This window comes from Desertibacillus haloalkaliphilus (genome assembly GCF_019039105.1).
GTDB lineage: Bacteria > Bacillota > Bacilli > Bacillales > KJ1-10-99 > Desertibacillus > Desertibacillus haloalkaliphilus.
Genome location: NZ_JAHPIV010000009.1, coordinates 101,719 through 119,687, shown reverse-complemented (window position 1 = coordinate 119,687; position 17,969 = coordinate 101,719). Strand labels below are relative to the sequence as shown.

The following is a 17,969-nucleotide window of genomic DNA, read 5'->3' as shown; positions in this document are numbered from 1 at the left end:
GTTACGGCTTGGGACAGCCAGATTTTAATACATATGATTATTTATTTAACAGATGATAGCCACGATTCGCTTCAAAAAGTACTCGCTCCTCATCAATCGTAACACATTCTCGATCTTCCATGATTACCTTTCCTTTAACAACAACGTCACAGACATCAGCTCCTGTTGCTGCATAGATTAAGTGTGAGTGTACGTGAGCCTGAGGTTGTAAATGTGGCTTCATACGCGGATCAATCGTAATAAAGTCTGCATCCTTATCAACCTCAAGACTTCCGACTGCTTTAAGATTCAATGACTTTGCTCCATGTATGGTAGCCATCCTCAACGCTTCATGAGCAGAAATGGCCGTTGGATCTTCTGACGCACCTTTATGTAATAGCGCAGCCATACGCATTTCTTCAAATAAATCAAGGGTATTATTAGAGGCTGCACTGTCTGTCCCAAGTGAGACGGTAACGCCAGCTCGTGACAAATCTGGCACCCTTGCAATTCCTGATCCTAACTTCAAGTTGCTTATCGGATTATGGGAAACAGCAACATTCTTCTCAGCTAATATCTCTATCTCCCTATCATTAAGATGAACCGCATGTGCAATTAGGCTTTTACCATTAAAGAAATCGAGTTCATGTAAATGCTCAACAGGCCGTTTTCCGTATTTGCTGACATGCTCATTCACTTCATGACTTGTCTCAGATAAATGAATATGTAATGGTAGTTCTAGTGCATGAGCCTCACTGACTACAGCCTCAATAAACGAAGGTGGACATGTATAAGGTGCATGTGGCGAGAGCATCGTTGTAATTCGCCCATCCGCCTGAGAATGCCATGCTTTCGTCAACGCAATCGCTTCATTTAGCTTAGACTGCTGTTCCTGAGCAGAACATAAACCGATCATACCACGGGTGAGGACCGCACGAACCCCTGACTGCTCGACAATTCTTGCAGTTGTATCGAGGTGAAGATGATACATATCTAAAAAAGTCGTTGTCCCTGTTTTCACCATCTCTAAGATTGCTAAGGAACTAGCGATTTCAATTAGCTCTTTATTTAGTTGCGCTTCCATTGGCCACATTTTTTTACGAAGCCACTCTTGTAATGGAAGATCATCTGCAAAGCCACGCAGTAAGGTCATTCCGGTATGGCCGTGCGTATTAATAAGACCCGGCAAGACCCACTTCCCGTGAAGATCAACAACACGGTCAGCTTTCACATTCGAAGGCAGCGCTCCTTCTCCGACCTCACGTATCTTTCCATCAGTAATAATCAGATAACCGTTGTCAACGACACGGTCATCCTCATCAACTGTCACTATCGTAGCATTAATATAAGCTGTTTCCATCATAAAAAATCCCCTTTTTGAGATCGCTCTTGCCACACTTATCATCCATTCGTTAAAGAGTAGCTAACTCCTTCTTCTTGGTTCGGACTGTTAAAATTTCATAATCATTTCTTGTACATTTAATTAACACTGTGCCAATTTTATACGTTTGATAGATGTCAATCCACGTCTCCTGTAATCGCTCTAACACAAATGCACTTGGACTTTCACCACGTTTCTTAAACAAAATCGCAACTTGAGGGTCGACTTCATCTAAAAAGTATTGCGAGGTCCCCTCCTGACTACCAAAGTCAGCAACCTTGAGAATCGATGATTTAAGTGGAAATTGATTCGCTAACTGCTCCTCTACTTTTACATCGGCAATTCCCATATAAAGCGTGCGCAAATCACCATAAGTAAATCCGATCACCATCGCACCCATATGCTCTTGACGGTCCTTTTCTAGATAATAAACATCCGTTTCTAAACCTGGTAATAGCACTTCATGGGTACCAACATCCCAACCCTCTACCTTATCAGCGTCGATCGAGAAGCGGTCGATTAATACCTCTTCAAGTAATTCAGGTACAATCACCTTTTTAACATTGTAGTGGTCTAACACCCATTTTGTATTCCCAATATATTCATTCGTACCATTCGTTAATAAAAGAACATCGATCACATCAATATTGAACATCTCTAAACGTTTTTCTAATTCATGCTCTGAATTAGTATCCCCGGTATCAACGAGGATTGTTTCACCTGTTCCAGCCTTGATCAGGGTTGCTTCCCCACTTTCTAAATCAAAATATGTATAAGCGAGCTCATCTGCATCTAACTTTAAATCAACTTCAACCTTATCGTCATCTGCAGCAATTACGATTGGTAATGCAACAAGCACACAAAAAAAACAAACGAATCCCCAATACGTACGGATACCCATCCTAATCCCTCCACATCCATTTTCTTACATTACCGTTTAGTTTGTCTCAAACGATTAAAACTTATAACTGTTTTCATTAGGACAGTATGGAGATTCGCTAAAATTGCATGACGGCCGAGTTTAGGATTAAAGCCAACTGTTTAATTCAGTTAATAGCTCCTGGATCGGCTGTTTACTGACAGGAACAGGAGGTAGTGATCGAATAAAAGACTTCCCATACCTTGTCGATGTGATCCGTTTATCAAAAACAATCACCACGCCACGGTCTGTTTCAGTACGAATTAAGCGGCCAAAACCTTGTTTAAAACGAATAATTGCTTGTGGCAGAGCAAGATCCATAAAAGGATTTTTTCCTTCTTCTTTTAACCTGTCCGATTTGGCTTGCAATACCGGTTGATCTGGAGGCGAAAAAGGTAAACGAACGATAACCAAACAACTTAAATCTTCACCTGGGATATCAATCCCTTCCCAAAAGCTGCTCGTACCTAATAAAATCGCTTTATCAAACTGTTTAAAGGTTTTCATCAACTTTGCCCGACTACCGCTATGAATCCCTTGACCTATAATCGCATAATCATCACTGCCGATTTTCTCTTTCAGTTGTTGGTGCGCTTTACGTAACATATCGTACGACGTAAATAACAGTAACATCCGCCCTGATGTTATTTCAGCGATCGCAGCAATATGTTCAACGACCGTTGAGATATATTCTTCTTCAGTAACATCCTTAATACTCGGAATATCCGTTGGTATCATTAATTTTGCTTGGGTTTCATAATGAAAAGGTGATTCAATCACGGACTGGTTTGGTCCAAAATCTTCTAACCCCAACCGATCAATCATATAGTCAAACGATTGGTTAACAGTCAATGTTGCAGAGGTCATGACGACTGTTTGTTTCTTCGCAAAAAAATCATCTGCTAAGCGGTCAGCGACATCAATTGGTTTACTATAAAGATACGTTGCATTCTTTGCTCCCTTTGCTTCAACCTCAATCCAATACACGGAATTTGGATCGTACTCCAAGAGAAGCTCCTCAATATCAACCCTTGTTTGTTCAAATGATTTCGTCAGACCATTAAATTCAGCCACTAGACTATTTTCAGCATAACTTAATTGCTCCTCATTCTCTTCCAAGACAACCACAATCTTTCTCATTGCTCTTCCTAGCTCTTTTAATTTCGCCGATATTCTCAACGTACTCTCTAGTATCGCTCGCCAAATCGAGCCTTCCTCACGATGAGCTTGGTACCGATAACTGATTCGTCCAATTTCAGTCGTCGACGCTTTCCTTCTTTCGACAACAAACGTATGAATCATTCGGAATAACTCGTCCACTTCAAATTTCAGTTCATTGATGGAGCTTTCAATTTGTTCAAATTTGCTTTCAAGTGAACCATTTATATTTGTTGCAGTTGTGTATAACTTATATAATAAGTCCCCTTCCTGCAAGGTTCCTAAACGGTTCCAATAATGATTAAAGGTCAAGTAATCACTGTGTACACCAAAATGATCACTTGCCACATCTTCAAGGTGATGAGCTTCATCAATAATCACTTGTCGATAACTAGGCAACAGCGGTGTATCGCTTACTAAATCTGAAAATAGAAGTGCATGGTTTGTAACGATGACATCGGATTGATAAGCATTTCTTCGAGCTCGCTGATAATAGCAACGGGAAAACCACGGGCAGTTCTTTCCTGTACATGAGCTTCCATCACTTTTTATTTCATGCCAAAAGGCACGCCCTCCCGACGGTAAATTTAATTCCTCGACATCACCATGTTCGGTTTCAGTCAACCAAACTAAAATTTGGCCTTTTGATAAAACTGTATCATAATTATCATCATAGCTTTCGGCTAATTTTTGTTCAAACTTGCGCAAACAAATATAATGGCTTCTTCCCTTCAATACACTCGCTTCAAATTCAAAAGGAATCACCTTTTTTAACAATGGGATATCACGTTGAATTAGTTGCTCCTGTAATGGAATCGTGTGCGTACTAATCACTACCGCTTTCTGTTGCTGTTTAGCATAGAAAACCGCAGGGACTAAATAACCAAGTGATTTTCCCGTTCCTGTACCAGCTTCAACAAGAAGGTGCTGGTGGTCATGAAACGCCTGGTCGACTTGACTCATCATTTCAAGTTGACCATCACGAATTTCATAACCTTCCATTGATTGAGCGAAAGGTCCTTCTGGATTAGTCATGCTTTCATGAAGGTCATTAAAATTGGTTTCCATTGGCTCTTCACTACGTTCGATAAGAGCACGATGTTTTAATGCTAATTGACGATAAATATCTATATGTTCATCCTCACCCGTAACAGACGTCAACTTGCGTGAAATCATTTGTGAGAGGATCTCTTCTAAATCACTCGTTAGTTTAGCCGCAAGTGTCTTTAAATGCTGGAGCGTAATAAGGGGCAAACGTTCTAACTTAGTAAGTAAATAAAGCAGTAGCTCCCCTGTAACTTCTGCATCGCTATCGGCCTGGTGTGGACGTTCATGTTCTAGACCGAGACTTGATGCCAGCTGATTTAATTTATACCCATCCTCTGTCGGCATTAAGAGCCTGGATAATTCTACCGTGTCAATGGTTGGGCCTTGAAAATGCGAATATCCACACAAATCCAATTGATTTTGTAAAAACGATAGATCAAATTGAACATTATGTGCAACAAAATAAGCGTCATTTAAAAGCTCCAACATCTGTGGCGCAACTTCCACAAACGTTGGAGCACCTGTTACCATGTCATTGTCAATTCCTGTTAATTGCTGAATAAAAACTGGGATCGATATTTCTGGATCAACAAATTGAGAGAACCGCTCTACAATTTTGCCTCCTTCAATAGCGACAGCCCCTATTTGAATAATCCGATCTCCTTGTTTTACGGAATTCCCCGTCGTTTCGATATCAACGACAACAAAACGTTGCGACATTTTCCCCACCTACCTTACATGTACGTGATACGTAGATCACGTAGACCATACTATTACAAATGAGTGATCAGCGGGTGTGATACTTCGTACCGTTCACTTTGTTTACGTATAAACTGAAATTGCTGATCATGTCCCCATGATTTTAATAACCATAAATATGAAATCCATACATTCTCATTATTTGGATCATTTGAGAGTAATTGATAAAATAACTGATTAGATTCTTGACGGTAATCAAGTAACCCATAATTCCAAGCTAACCCATGCCATACCATGATGTCAGAATGTCCGAGAGATAATAACCGTCGATAACAATGCACAGCTGCCTCATAAAACCCATGCCATTCAAAGTCCTGAGCTAGCGATTGTAACAAGCTTCTTGATTCTACAAGTTGTAACGCCGTTATCCACGATTGAAAAGCCATCTCATCTTGGCCAATAAGAAGATAACAACGACCAAGAAAGTAGTATGATTCTGGGTCATCAACCAATAACTCAACTACTTGTTGAAAATAAGGTAGTGCAAGCTTCGGTTGATTTAACATCAGGTGACACATTCCTAAATTATACACGACATCAGGATTGGATGTAAGAGATAATGCCTTTTCAAAGAAATGGGTCGCTTTATCAAGCTCTTGTTGTTGGCCATAAACACACCCTAAGCCAACATAAGCAAAATGAGTTTCTAGCTTCGTTCTTTTTTCATGAGTCAGATACAAAAAAAGTTCTGTTGCACGCTTATGATTTTGTTCATATAAATAAGCGAACCCGAGATATAATAAGACAATCGCTTGTGAATGTCCTTGTTGCTGTTTTTCTTGTTCAAATTCCTTAATCGCTTTATCAAACATATCTAATTTAAAGTATGAGGTTCCTTTTGATTCGTAAGTGTAACCTGATCGTGATTGGTCCTCTAACTCTTCTTGTAAATCAGTATATTGATCCTCCATGGTCATCCACGCTTGTAATGTTAGCTCCTTAATCTCCTCTAATTGATGTAACTGTTTAGTCGTTTCATCTTCCGGCTGAAACAGCCACTGTTGTTTGACTTTTTGATATTGTTCCTCCCACTCCTGCCACCAATTCTCCATAAAAAAACCCCCTTGTTTAAGCTGCACACTCGCTCTTAAACTTAAGTGTACATCTAAACAAAGGGATTTATGCACCGCTATAGCACGGTAGAAGCTGGTTCTGAATCTAACATTTGAACGACATTATTGTTCTCATCCATAATGGCAACTTTCGGATGAAATTCGGATAGCTTTTCCTCTGAAACAAGAGCATATGAGATGACAATAATCACGTCATCTTTTTGCACTAATCGGGCTGCTGCCCCGTTCAGGCAGAACACACCACTACCTCGAGGTCCAGGAATCACATATGTTTCTAGCCTTGCACCATTGTTATTATTAACGACTTGAACTTTTTCATTGGCCGTAATGTCAACAGCATCCAAAATATCCTCATCAATAGTTATACTTCCTACATAATTCAAATCAGCTTCTGTTACACGTGCACGGTGAATTTTAGCTTTCATCATCGTTCGAAACATCTCGTATTCCTCCTATAAGTCGATTTACCTTTGCTGTATTATACCGTTAAGGTGACATTATCAATTAAACGTGCTTTAGCAAATTTCAAAGCAATGGCTATTATAATTTCACCCTCAATCTCGGATATCTCTTTTAACTCTGGGTATGATAACACTTCAATATAATCAATCACACCATCCGTTTTTGTAAGAAGCTGATCTTGGATGAACGATTTGATACGGTCTGGATCACATTCACCATCTGTAATCATTGCAACAGCCTCTGTTAGGCTTTCATAAATGGCAACCGCTTGTTTACGTTCCTCGGGCGCTAAATTGACATTTCGCGAACTTTTGGCTAGTCCATCTTCTTCACGAACAGTCTCACAACGCCTTACTTCAATCGGGAGGTTGAAATTTAAGACCATCTGTTCAATCACTGCCACCTGCTGGGCATCCTTCATCCCAAAATAGACACGATCCGGTTCAATAATATTAAATAGCTTTAATACAACGGTGGCAACACCATCAAAATGACCAGGACGACTTTGCCCACATAAAACATTTGTCCCACTCTGAACAGAAACGGTCACCGTTTGTTCGCTTGGATACATTTCTGACGTTGCTGGATAAAATAAAACATCAACACCAGCCTCTTTTGCAAGCTTTGAATCCCGCTCAAAGTTACGTGGATAACGGTCAAAATCCTCATTCGGTCCAAATTGTAACGGATTCACAAATATACTCATCACAACGAGGTCATTTTCACTTTTAGCTTGTTCAACAAGACTTATATGACCATCATGAAGAAAACCCATCGTTGCGACAAACCCAATCGTTTGCTCCGATTGGTTAGCACTCTTAAGTAAAGTTTTCATCTCCCCAACAGATTCAACAATCCTCATGGTTTGACACCTCCGTATACATGCTGAAGATGTTCTTCTTTCATTGTGAATGAATGTTTATCTTCCGGAAATGCCAAACTCTTCACTTCTGACACGTATTGATTGACAGCATTGTGAATGACTGGGGTGATTTCTGTATACTGTTTGACGAACTTAGGAGTAAATGTACTTCCATAGCCAATAATATCATGATAAACAAGCACTTGCCCATCTGTTTTCACTCCAGCACCAATCCCAATTACAGGAATTGAAAGCACTTCGCTAATATAAGCTGCAAGTTGCTTAGGTACACATTCTAGAACGAGTGCAAATGCACCTGCACGCTCAGCGCTCTTAGCGTCTTCAATCAATTGTTTCGCACTGTCGGCATCTTTTCCTTGAACCCGATATCCTCCTAATACACCGACAGACTGTGGTGTCAGTCCAAGGTGACTCACTACTGGTACCCCTGCTGCTGTTAAGTGGTCAATCATCTTGATAACTTCACCATTTCCTTCCAACTTGATCGCATGGGCACCACCCTCTTGCATTAACGATTGGGCATGTGACATCGTTTCAGAAACCGAGCTATGATACGTCAAAAATGGCATATCAGTGACAACAAATGTATCCTTTGCCCCACGACGAACAGCTTTCGTATGGAGAATCATATCTTCGATCGTAACAGGTACTGTAGAATCATACCCTAGCACAACCATTCCAAGGGAATCACCGACCAGGATCATATCTACCCCTGCTTGTTCAACAATCTTAGCGGTTGGTGCATCATATGCAGTAATCATTGCAATAGGTTCTTTTTTTTCCTTCATCTGTTTAAACGTTGTTGACGTTTTCATCTAATCTCCTCCTTTTTGATCAGAGGAAGATGAGTAAACCGATCAGCGAATCGAACGCATATCATGTTGGAAAAATAGTACAAAAAAATCCTCATTTCCGTGATAGGAAAGAAGGATTTTTGCTACAAAATTGCCTTTTCTTCAGACATTGATGAAAAAGCAATGATTTAACATACGCAACGGTTCATTTCATCCCTCTGTCCTAGTCCTTACTGTGGATCAAGGCAGACTTTGACTGATTTTAACATTGAAGTAACTTTCAATGGTGCAGTTCTGTATTTGATACTGCCCTGTCTAAAAGTATAGCAAACTTTTACGCTTTTGTGACATTTAATTCAATATCAGCTGAATAAATTTTATGAACCGTTCCTTCTTCATCTTCTAACAAAAGCACCCCGTCATCAGTAATTCCTGTTGCAACCCCATATAAAACATTTTGAACGGTACTTGCTTTAATTTGTTTTCCTAAACTAATGGCATGGCTTTCCCATAGCTGTTTAATTGGTTTGAATCCTTCGTTTAAATAACGTTGGTAAAGAGTTTCAAATTCCTCAAAAACGCTGCGAATCACATCGGCACGAGCTATTTCTTCCCCTTTTTCAATTCCTAGTGATGTCGCAATCTCACGGATCTCAGACGGAAACTGCTCCTTGCGATGGTTAACATTAATCCCTATTCCAATAATAACGGAATGAACTCGGTCTGGTTCAGATTGCAACTCTGTTAAGATGCCAACCACCTTTTTCCCATCTAATAAAATATCATTCGGCCATTTAATTTCACACTCTATCCCTGTCGCTGCTTGTATACCACGAACAACACTAACGGCAGCTAGTAAAGTCAATTGCGGTGCCTGTTGGGGCGGAATACTTGGTCGTAAGATGAGACTCATCGAAATACTTGTCCCTATCGGTGAATGCCATACTCTCCCTAAACGTCCCTTGCCACCTGTTTGCTCGTCAGCAACAACGACTGTCCCTTCACGTGCTCCATCCTGCGCAAGCCGATGAGCAATTTCTTGTGTTGACGTCACGGTCTCGTAGTACTGAATCTCTTGACCAATAGTTTCGGTGTTTAAATGAACGCTGATTTCATCAGCTGTAATAGCATTGGGCTTTTTGGTAATCCGATACCCCCGGCGCGGTGCAGCTTCTAATTCATACCCAGCCTTGCGAAGTTCTTCAATATGCTTCCAAACGGCTGTCCTTGAGCACCCTAAATGCTTACTAAGCTTTTCACCTGATACAAATTGACCTTCATTTTCAATGAGCATTTGTAATAGTTTCGTTCTCATGTCACCCCTCCTTTATCGATCCAACATAAAATTTGTTCTCGATCATTAACCAGTTCTTGGTTAACGATGGCTATTTCAATATCACGAAGTGCTTGTTTTACCCACGGACCAGGTGGGCGATTAACGAGTGTTATCACGTCATTTCCATCCACTTTTAATTGACTACGATCTGTTATTGTTAATTGATGAAAGACTTTTTCGATTGCCTTCAGATCGGCTTCTCTATTACTCATGACAGCGATCATTCGCTCGGTTTGACAAGCTAACCTTAAACCTATATCATACACGAGCAAGCTCGTCCAACCAGTTCGCTGATACGCATGATACGTATCTATTATTGTGCGTACTTCAGAAACCAATTGGTTAGACCGCTTCAATTGTTTTAATAGCCTCACTGGCTGTTTCATTTCTAAACAAACAAGAAAGGCCGCCCAGTATTCCGCAATGGTTTGCAAGTCACCTAAGCTCAGCCTGCTCACCTGTATGAGTTGATCTTTTTTATCTTCGGTATAAAACAACGACTGATAAAGCTCCGTCTTAACAAATAACCTTAGGGCTTCGTGAACATGTTTGCCTTGAAGGATTCTCTCAAACTCAGCCGTACTTCGCTCCAAGGCTACCGTCTGAATCAAATGAGCCTGTGTTTTAATCGCTTCAAACGTTGAACTTTCCATACGAAACGAGCGTTCACTAACAAAACGGATCGCTCTAAGCAGTCGTAAAGGGTCTTCACGGAAACGTTCTTGAGCTGATTCGACTGCACGTATGATCCGTTTCTTCAAATCGCTCATACCATCAAAGGGATCAATTACCTCTTGCGTTACACTCATTGCAATCGCATTGATCGTAAAATCTCGATGTTGCAAGTCAACAAATAATGTTTTTTGATCAGCACCGCGAAACGATGTTACTTCAAACGATCGCCCATCTTCAACAACGATAACCGTCCCATGCCTTATACCAACGGGGGCAGTATGTTTAAAAACGGATTGAATCTCTTCTACTGTAGCAGAAGTTACAATATCAATATCATGAAATGGAACGCCTAGTAAATAATCACGGACAGCTCCTCCGACAATGTAGGCCTCAAAGCCATTGCTTATCAACTTATCAAGAATAGGTTTACTCTTTTCAAATGCAATGGCATACATCATGATCATCCCTTTTTAGTTACTTTGTATCGTTCTTTGATAAATCCGTTCATATTGCTCGACAATCTTATTAGAATGAAACAGCTCTTCTACGCGAACGAGAGCTGCAGTTGACAACTGCTGTTGCAACGTAGGATCTTGTAAAACCTCAATCGACCTAGCTGCAATGGCATCAATATCCCCAACTTCACAAACATAGCCTGTTTCGCTATCGGCAACAACTTCGGGAATGCCACCAATGGAGGTACCAATGACAGGCACCCCACAGGCCATCGCTTCAAGAGCAACAAGACCAAAGCTTTCTTTTTCGGATAGCAAAAACAATAAGTCACTAATTGATAGAAATTCAGCTACTCGTTTTTGGTTCCCTAAAAACAAGACACGATCCTCAAGTTCTAATTCTTTAACGAGCCGACATGCAATCGTTACTTCAGGTCCATCACCAATGAGTAGCAATTTAGATTTCACTTGCTTATTAATAATTGCAAAGCTTTTTATAATATCCGGAACACGTTTCACCGAACGAAAATTAGAAATATGAATCAATACCTTTTCATCTGGCTCAATCGAGAACTGTTCACGTAAGTCTGAAGTATCACGTCGATAATAAACGCGTTCATCTACGAAATTATAAACCGTATCTATCTCTTTAGTCGTATGTAATAATTCTTTGGTTTCGCTAGCTAGGTCATCAGAGACAGCTGTCACAGCGTCTGAGTTGTCAATTCCAAACCGGATCATTTCACGTAATGAAGGATCGTAACCTAAAATGGTAATGTCAGTTCCATGCAAAGTCGTCACAATTTTCAAGTTCTCACCAACCATTTGTTTCGCTAAATACGCACAAATCGCATGCGGAACAGCATAATGAACATGAAGCAAATCAAGGTTCTGTCGCTCTGCGATTTCTGCCATTTTACTAGCCAACGCTAAATCATAAGGCGGATATTGAAATACCGAGTATTGATTCACTTCTACTTCATGAAAGTAAATATTAGGGTACACCTTGTTTAATCGAAAAGGAAGACTAGAAGTAATAAAATGGACTTCATGCCCTCGTTCTGCTAATAATTTCCCAAGTTCAGTGGCGATAACACCTGATCCCCCAACCGTTGGATAACATGTAATTCCTATTTTCACTTCAAGTCGTCCCCTTTAATAATTGATGAATGATTGGTGGCTGATCACTTTTGAAGCCTTCAGCATATGAAACACCGACCTCCGCTCCAAACAACCGCTCCCGTGCTTCTACAGATGCTATATACCCATTTGTTAAAGGGGTATCAACACTATTACTCGCTTTAACAAACTGACTTTGATACGCATGTAATGCCTGTATTTTCGTTTCCATTTCAACAGAGATATCAACAACAAAATCCGGTCGATGAAACCCGTTGATCATGTAATAGTGCATCTCATTAACACGATGTCTGGGCAGGTTCTGTCGACCATGATACTTTTGAATTCCTGCATTAAATCTCGCTTCTTTAATTAGTGCGGTACATTGACCATGATCAGGGTGTCGATCCACTTCATAAGGTGTAAAAATGAGCTTTGGTCGATAGCTGCGAATCACGTCCACCAGCAAATCAACCTTTTCTTTCGAATGATACAAACCACGATCTGGAAAATCAAGTTGGATTCGCTCTTTTATCCCTAAATGCTCACCGGCAATGGCCGCCTCTGCTTGTCGTTCTTCAACAGTTCCATTGGAAGACAGTTCAGCAAAGGTCAAGTCACAAATCGCAATTCGATAGCCTTGACTAGCATACTTGGCGATTGTTCCTCCCATTCCAATTTCAACATCATCAGGGTGGGCGCCAAATGCAAGGATATCAAGTGCTTCCTCCTGCTGATGTGTGAATTGATCTCTAGTCATTCTTGTGCACAACCTTTCTCCATTCAAAATCTCCACGGGCAAGTCCTTTTATCAAGATTTCTGCGGTTGCCATATTTGTAGCAAGTGGAATGCCATGAACATCACATAAACGGATTAGCGCTGTGATATCAGGTTCATGCGGCTGTGCCGTTAGGGGATCGCGAAAAAAAAGAATTAAGTCCATTGCATTTTCGGCAATTAAGGCACCAATTTGTTGATCCCCACCCAAAGGTCCTGATAGAAAGCGGTGAATTGATAAATCCGTAGCTTCCATTATCCGCTTCCCTGTCGTTCCTGTCCCATATAACTCGTGCTCTTTCAACACAGGTTCATAGGCAATAGCAAACTGGACGATATCATCTTTCTTTTTATCATGAGCTATTAATGCTATATTCATCTCAGCACCGCCCTACTCAATAATATTCTCTAAGCCGTATACTAATGTGTCGATTTTCATAACCGTTTCAACAGCTAACTTAACGCCTGGCATAAATGAAGTGCGATTGATTGAATCATGACGGATCTTTAACGTTTGTCCAATACCGCCAAAGATAACCTCTTGGTGAGCAACTAATCCAGGTAGTCGAACACTATGTATATGCATACCATCGAAGTCGGCACCTCTAGCTCCTGCTAATTCCTCTTTTTCATCCGGGTGACCTTGTCGCTTGCTTTCTCGAACTTCAGAGATTAATTGAGCTGTCTTTATCGCTGTACCAGATGGTGCATCTAATTTACGATCATGATGTTGCTCAATAATTTCAACATCACTTAAATACTTAGCTGCAAGCTGAGAAAATTTCATCATTAAAATCGCCCCAATCGCAAAGTTTGGAGCGATAATGGCTCCGAGTCCTTTCTCTTCAGCCGTTGACCGTAATTGTACTATATCATCATCTGTAAACCCAGTTGTCCCAACGACCGGACGCACCCCGTGATCAAAGGCAATTTCCATATGCTTACGTCCAACCTCAGGAGTCGTTAAATCAATTAACACATCACACTCATGTTCAGAAAAGCAAACTGCCATGTCCTCATAAATAGGGGCCGAATGATTTGGCAATCCGTCTAGGTCTCCTACAGTCTTACCACCATTTTTTGAATCGACTACCGCAATAAGTTCAAATTCAGAAGTATTTTCCACCATAAAAACGGCTTCCTTCCCCATATTCCCACGTGGCCCTGCAATGACAATGTTTACTTTATTTTGATTCATGTTTATTCATCCTCTCCATCAATTTTTGTCCAACGGTCCTTATCTCGCGTTTTAAATTTTTCCATCACTAGTTCAAACGCTTCATCTAAATCAATATGTAATGAATTTGCAAAGCAAACAAGCACGAAAAATAAATCACCTAGTTCCTGTTCCATCGTGCGCTCTTCTTCGGATTCTTTTTTCGGCTTTTCTCCATAATAATGATTGACTTCTCTAGAAAGTTCTCCTAACTCTTCTGTCATCCGCGCTAACATCGCTAACGGACTAAAGTAACCTTCCTTGAACTGACCGATATATGCGTCAACTTCTTGCTGTACTTCTTCTAAGCTTCTTTTCGCCATTTGATCACCTCTTTTTTCCTCTCTTGTTCATGTTAGCTAAATGCAAGCGATTTGACAAATATTTAAATTAAATTGCTCTCAAATTCCTTTTCTCTTATAATGGTTAAACACAACTTGTTAAATACTAAAAAAAGGAAGCGACAGCTATGTTTTCTACTCTCAAACTTAAGAACACCTTTTTTATTTTGTTAGGTTCTGCGATCCTATCCTTTGGTCTTGTTTATTTTAACATGGAAAATAACTTAGCGGATGGTGGTTTTACCGGGATTACATTAGTATTATACTTTCTCTTTCGCTTTGATCCAGCAATCACAAACCTAGTTTTAAACATTCCACTCTTTTTTATTGGGTGGCGGATTTTAGGTCGCAACGCCTTTATTTATACCGTCATTGGAACGGTAGGTGTTTCATTCTTTTTAGCTATCTTCCAATACTATCCAATTGTTTACCTTCCATTACAAAATGATTTGACCCTCGCCGCATTATTTGCTGGAGCTTGCATTGGCAGCGGGTTAGGCATTGTTTTTCGCTATGGGGGAACAACTGGTGGAGCAGATATACTCGCTAAACTCGGCGTAAAATACTTAGGATGGAGCATGGGAAAAACATTATTTATTTTCGACGCACTTGTTATCGCATCTTCATTGGTTTACTTAAACTACCGTGAGGCGATGTATACATTAGTAGCAGTCTTTATCGCTGCAAAAGTCATCGATCTTATCCAACAAGGCTCCTATTCAGCCAAAGCGGCCTTTATAATCTCCGAAAAAATTCCAGATATTTCAAGTGCAATCTTACAAGACATGGACCGCGGGGCAACAATCATGAATGGTAAAGGTAGCTTTACAGGTGCAGAAAGAGAAGTCCTCTATTGTGTTGTTGGTCGGAATGAAATCACTCGCTTAAAAGCGATTGTTGAGCGAATCGATCCGCATGCATTTTTCACGATCAATGACGTCCAAGGTGTTAATGGCGAGGGATTTACGCTTGATGAAAATAAAAAACCACTACAACTGTAAATTAGACCCTTCTATGATTTTTCCTCATTGCTAGCGCACTCCGCCCCTTAACCTCCATCGAATATGCACCTCCACTTCAGTGAATAGCCCACGAACTTAATCCTAAGGCGGTGCGAGTAAGCCTTCCTCATCGACCCCTTCTCCATCGCTAGTGCACTCCGCCCCTTAACCACAAAAAATGACCCGAAACATATGTTTCGGGTCATTTCCTATTAATCGTCATTCATACCAATATACATTAAGATGAATCGGACTAATTCTAGCAGTGCTACAAGCGCAGCCGCAACATATGTCAGAGCAGCCGCATTTAATACTTTACGCGTTTCACGCTCTTCATCATTCCGAATCACACCGACTGAAACGACTTGTTGCATGGCACGATTTGACGCATCAAACTCAACTGGTAATGTTACTAATTGGAATAATACTGCAAAGGACATAAAGATAATCCCTAAAAGTAGCGCACCACTCATTGAAAATATAATGCCGGCTAAAATCAAGAAGAACGAGAAGTTTGAGCCGAAATTAGCAAGCGGGACTAGCGCATGACGAAACCGTAAAAATGCATAATCCTCTGCATCTTGAATCGCATGTCCGACTTCATGCGCCGCCACTGCTGCTCCGGCCACAGAGTGCCCATGGTAGTTATCCGTAGATAGACGAACAACCTTTGAGCGTGGATCATAATGATCCGTTAACTGGCCACGAACTTCTTCGACTGCTACGTTAAATAATCCGTTATCATCTAATATTTTACGTGCAACTTGTGCTCCTGTCATTCCTGATGAAGATGGAACTTGCGAGTACTTCCGATACGCACTCTTCACTCTACTTTGTGCCCAAATTGGAATGATCAATAGCAGGACGAAATATACAATAAAAGCTCCGAGTGACATGGTTGTATTCCCTCCACTATTTGATTTGTAATGTTATTTTAATTTTATTTTATCAAGATCTAAAAGTCAATTGAAATGCCTCTACGAACAAGCTTCCAGCTTGTCTGTTCATACGTGAAAACTACTCTTCAACCTTTACTTTTTTCTTTTCCGCCTTGTATTTTTTCCACCCAACATAAGATAACGAGACAATAATCATTCCTCCGACAGATATAATCACCCATAATAAGGATGGATCAGATGAGTCCTCCTGAAACTGTTGATATAACGCTTTGAAATCCTCTTCCATGACATCTAAGTGCTTGACTTTTTCGCTATCATTAACAAAATCATGACGCTGGCGCTCAACAAACTGGATATGTGACTCGAGCCGTTGTGTATGGTGCGGCTCTAAATCAATGACTAACGCTGCCCGAATCATTTGATATTGCTTCAGAAAATCATTTAAGCGGTGTTGGAAAGTTTGCGAATCACCTTCATTGGCTGCCGTCTTCATTGCTGAAAAAGCGCCCATAACACTACGTTCTGACTTCACCCATAATGGGTTGTGTTCATTAGATAATGCATCAATCGCTAAGCGAAACTCGGTCATGTTCATCACACGATCTTCATGACTTGCTGACACTTCAGTTACAGCTGCCATCGCCTTTTCATATGTAGTTGTAACGATTCTCAAGTCATTCATTGATAATTCGTTGTGATTGTAATGCACGGATAAAAACTGTTCAGAAAAGGAATCAAGTAATTGCTTTGCTTCATCAAATTTTTCTTCCTTAACAAGGTGTAACGCCCGATCGGCAAGCTGATTTAGTTCCTGCCATTTATTATTATCCTGCTCATGTTCGGCAAAAGTCACGCCTGGAAAAAGTACTAAAAGTATTAAAAATAGCGAAACAATCGTACGCATTCGTTCCCCCCCCAATTTGTACTACTTTATCCTATGAAGTGGTGGACAAGAGTAGACCTACTCAGGGACAAGTTTTCAATCAAATTTTGGAGGGGAAAACGCGAATTCAAAGTTCTATCTTCACACTTTTGCTTCGTATCGCTACCAGATAAACCGTTGTCAGTGATAAAATACTTAACCAAAAAGTAAAGTAACCAATATGAGGAACAAATTCATGTAAGCTCCCCGCTACCCATGGATGCATCCCAAATACATAGTCAATCACATCATTATGGAGGGTCCAGATCGCAACAACAACTAAATGCCAAACCTTAATTCGGTAATAAGGAGCGTATAACAATGCTTGCACAGCCATCCCTAAGTGTGAAAAGATGAGCATATAATGTTGCCAATTAAGCGAAGTTCCAGCAACGCCAGCGGCCATATTCATCACAACAGCCCAAATGCCATATTTAATGAGTGTCACCGCTGCAAAGGCTTCCATTAGTGGCCAATTTTTCCTGACGAAAAACATTGCTAATACAAATAGAAAAAACAAGCTAGCGGTGGGGCTATCTGGGACAAAAAGATAAAAATGAGCAGGAGTGATCGCTAACTGATCCTTATACCACCAGTACCCATAAATAGTTCCGAATAAATTAATTAAAAATACGATGAACAACGCCCACGGTTGTCCTAACATCTTAATCAATCGCACGCAATGACAACTCCTTAAAGTGAGAGTACTAATAGAGACTCTATTCTCTGCAAATAAGTGTAAAAAAAAGCTGACTAAAAAGTCAGCTTTTCC

General features: G+C 40.5%; 18 protein-coding genes. 1 reads left to right on the top strand and 17 read right to left on the bottom strand.

The features are described 5' to 3' along the window. Window positions 1-37: 37 nt before the first annotated feature. From KH400_RS11720 to KH400_RS11655, 14 genes are all read right to left on the bottom strand, one after another. Window positions 38-1,342: an amidohydrolase gene (locus KH400_RS11720; protein ID WP_217224809.1), complete on the bottom strand. Its 1,305-nt coding sequence runs from the start codon at window positions 1,340-1,342 to the stop codon at window positions 38-40. A 49-nt stretch (window positions 1,343-1,391) separates the two neighbouring features. Continuing rightward, window positions 1,392-2,261, bottom strand: a complete 870-nt coding sequence (locus KH400_RS11715) for a ComEC/Rec2 family competence protein (protein ID WP_217224808.1) — start codon at window positions 2,259-2,261, stop codon at window positions 1,392-1,394. A gap of 126 nt (window positions 2,262-2,387) precedes the next feature. Then, entirely contained in the window at window positions 2,388-5,204 is a 2,817-nt protein-coding gene (gene dinG / locus KH400_RS11710) for an ATP-dependent DNA helicase DinG (protein WP_217224807.1), read from the bottom strand. 53 nt (window positions 5,205-5,257) lie between these two features. Beyond that, complete coding sequence (locus tag KH400_RS11705; protein ID WP_217224805.1) at window positions 5,258-6,295, bottom strand: tetratricopeptide repeat protein; 1,038 nt, start codon at window positions 6,293-6,295, stop codon at window positions 5,258-5,260. 77 nt (window positions 6,296-6,372) lie between these two features. Beyond that, a complete protein-coding gene (gene panD, locus KH400_RS11700) occupies window positions 6,373-6,756 on the bottom strand; it encodes an aspartate 1-decarboxylase (protein ID WP_217224803.1) in 384 nt (127 codons plus the stop codon). Window positions 6,757-6,794: 38 nt separating this feature from the next. Further along, complete coding sequence (panC, locus tag KH400_RS11695) at window positions 6,795-7,640, bottom strand: pantoate--beta-alanine ligase (RefSeq protein ID WP_217224801.1); 846 nt, start codon at window positions 7,638-7,640, stop codon at window positions 6,795-6,797. Further along, window positions 7,637-8,476, bottom strand: coding sequence for a 3-methyl-2-oxobutanoate hydroxymethyltransferase (gene panB, locus KH400_RS11690; RefSeq protein ID WP_217224799.1), 840 nt, complete (start codon window positions 8,474-8,476; stop codon window positions 7,637-7,639). The genes panC and panB overlap by 4 nt, the downstream gene beginning before the upstream one ends. A 313-nt stretch (window positions 8,477-8,789) precedes the next feature. Beyond that, entirely contained in the window at window positions 8,790-9,770 is a 981-nt protein-coding gene (locus KH400_RS11685; protein WP_217224798.1) for a biotin--[acetyl-CoA-carboxylase] ligase, read from the bottom strand. Continuing rightward, window positions 9,767-10,924 (bottom strand): CCA tRNA nucleotidyltransferase, encoded by a 1,158-nt coding sequence (locus tag KH400_RS11680; protein ID WP_217224797.1) that lies wholly within the window; start codon window positions 10,922-10,924, stop codon window positions 9,767-9,769. The genes KH400_RS11685 and KH400_RS11680 overlap by 4 nt, the downstream gene beginning before the upstream one ends. A gap of 12 nt (window positions 10,925-10,936) precedes the next feature. Then, window positions 10,937-12,061 carry an N-acetyl-alpha-D-glucosaminyl L-malate synthase BshA gene (gene bshA / locus KH400_RS11675; protein ID WP_217224796.1) on the bottom strand — a complete coding sequence of 375 codons (1,125 nt, stop codon included), beginning with the start codon at window positions 12,059-12,061 and terminating at the stop codon, window positions 10,937-10,939. A gap of 1 nt (window position 12,062) precedes the next feature. Further along, on the bottom strand, window positions 12,063-12,800 hold the full coding sequence (gene bshB1 / locus KH400_RS11670; protein ID WP_217224795.1) for a bacillithiol biosynthesis deacetylase BshB1: 738 nt from the start codon (window positions 12,798-12,800) through the stop codon (window positions 12,063-12,065). Beyond that, entirely contained in the window at window positions 12,793-13,197 is a 405-nt protein-coding gene (gene mgsA, locus KH400_RS11665) for a methylglyoxal synthase (protein WP_217224794.1), read from the bottom strand. The genes bshB1 and mgsA overlap by 8 nt, the downstream gene beginning before the upstream one ends. Before the next feature lie 12 nt (window positions 13,198-13,209). Beyond that, window positions 13,210-14,016, bottom strand: a complete 807-nt coding sequence (dapB, locus tag KH400_RS11660; protein ID WP_217224793.1) for a 4-hydroxy-tetrahydrodipicolinate reductase — start codon at window positions 14,014-14,016, stop codon at window positions 13,210-13,212. A gap of 2 nt (window positions 14,017-14,018) precedes the next feature. Continuing rightward, entirely contained in the window at window positions 14,019-14,357 is a 339-nt protein-coding gene (locus tag KH400_RS11655) for a nucleotide pyrophosphohydrolase (protein WP_217224791.1), read from the bottom strand. 146 nt (window positions 14,358-14,503) lie between these two features. On the opposite strand from KH400_RS11655, the gene KH400_RS11650 reads away from it, so the two are divergent. Then, entirely contained in the window at window positions 14,504-15,376 is an 873-nt protein-coding gene (locus KH400_RS11650; protein WP_217224789.1) for a YitT family protein, read from the top strand. A 212-nt stretch (window positions 15,377-15,588) separates the two neighbouring features. Here the strand turns inward: KH400_RS11650 and KH400_RS11645 are convergent, their stop codons facing one another. From KH400_RS11645 to lhaT, 3 genes are all read right to left on the bottom strand, one after another. Beyond that, window positions 15,589-16,272 carry a zinc metallopeptidase gene (locus tag KH400_RS11645; protein WP_217224788.1) on the bottom strand — a complete coding sequence of 228 codons (684 nt, stop codon included), beginning with the start codon at window positions 16,270-16,272 and terminating at the stop codon, window positions 15,589-15,591. A gap of 121 nt (window positions 16,273-16,393) precedes the next feature. Continuing rightward, window positions 16,394-17,179 (bottom strand): sporulation protein YpjB, encoded by a 786-nt coding sequence (gene ypjB, locus KH400_RS11640; protein WP_217224787.1) that lies wholly within the window; start codon window positions 17,177-17,179, stop codon window positions 16,394-16,396. A gap of 106 nt (window positions 17,180-17,285) precedes the next feature. Beyond that, complete coding sequence (lhaT, locus tag KH400_RS11635; RefSeq protein ID WP_217224920.1) at window positions 17,286-17,861, bottom strand: lipoprotein heptaprenylglyceryl N-acetyltransferase LhaT; 576 nt, start codon at window positions 17,859-17,861, stop codon at window positions 17,286-17,288. Window positions 17,862-17,969: the final 108 nt, after the last annotated feature.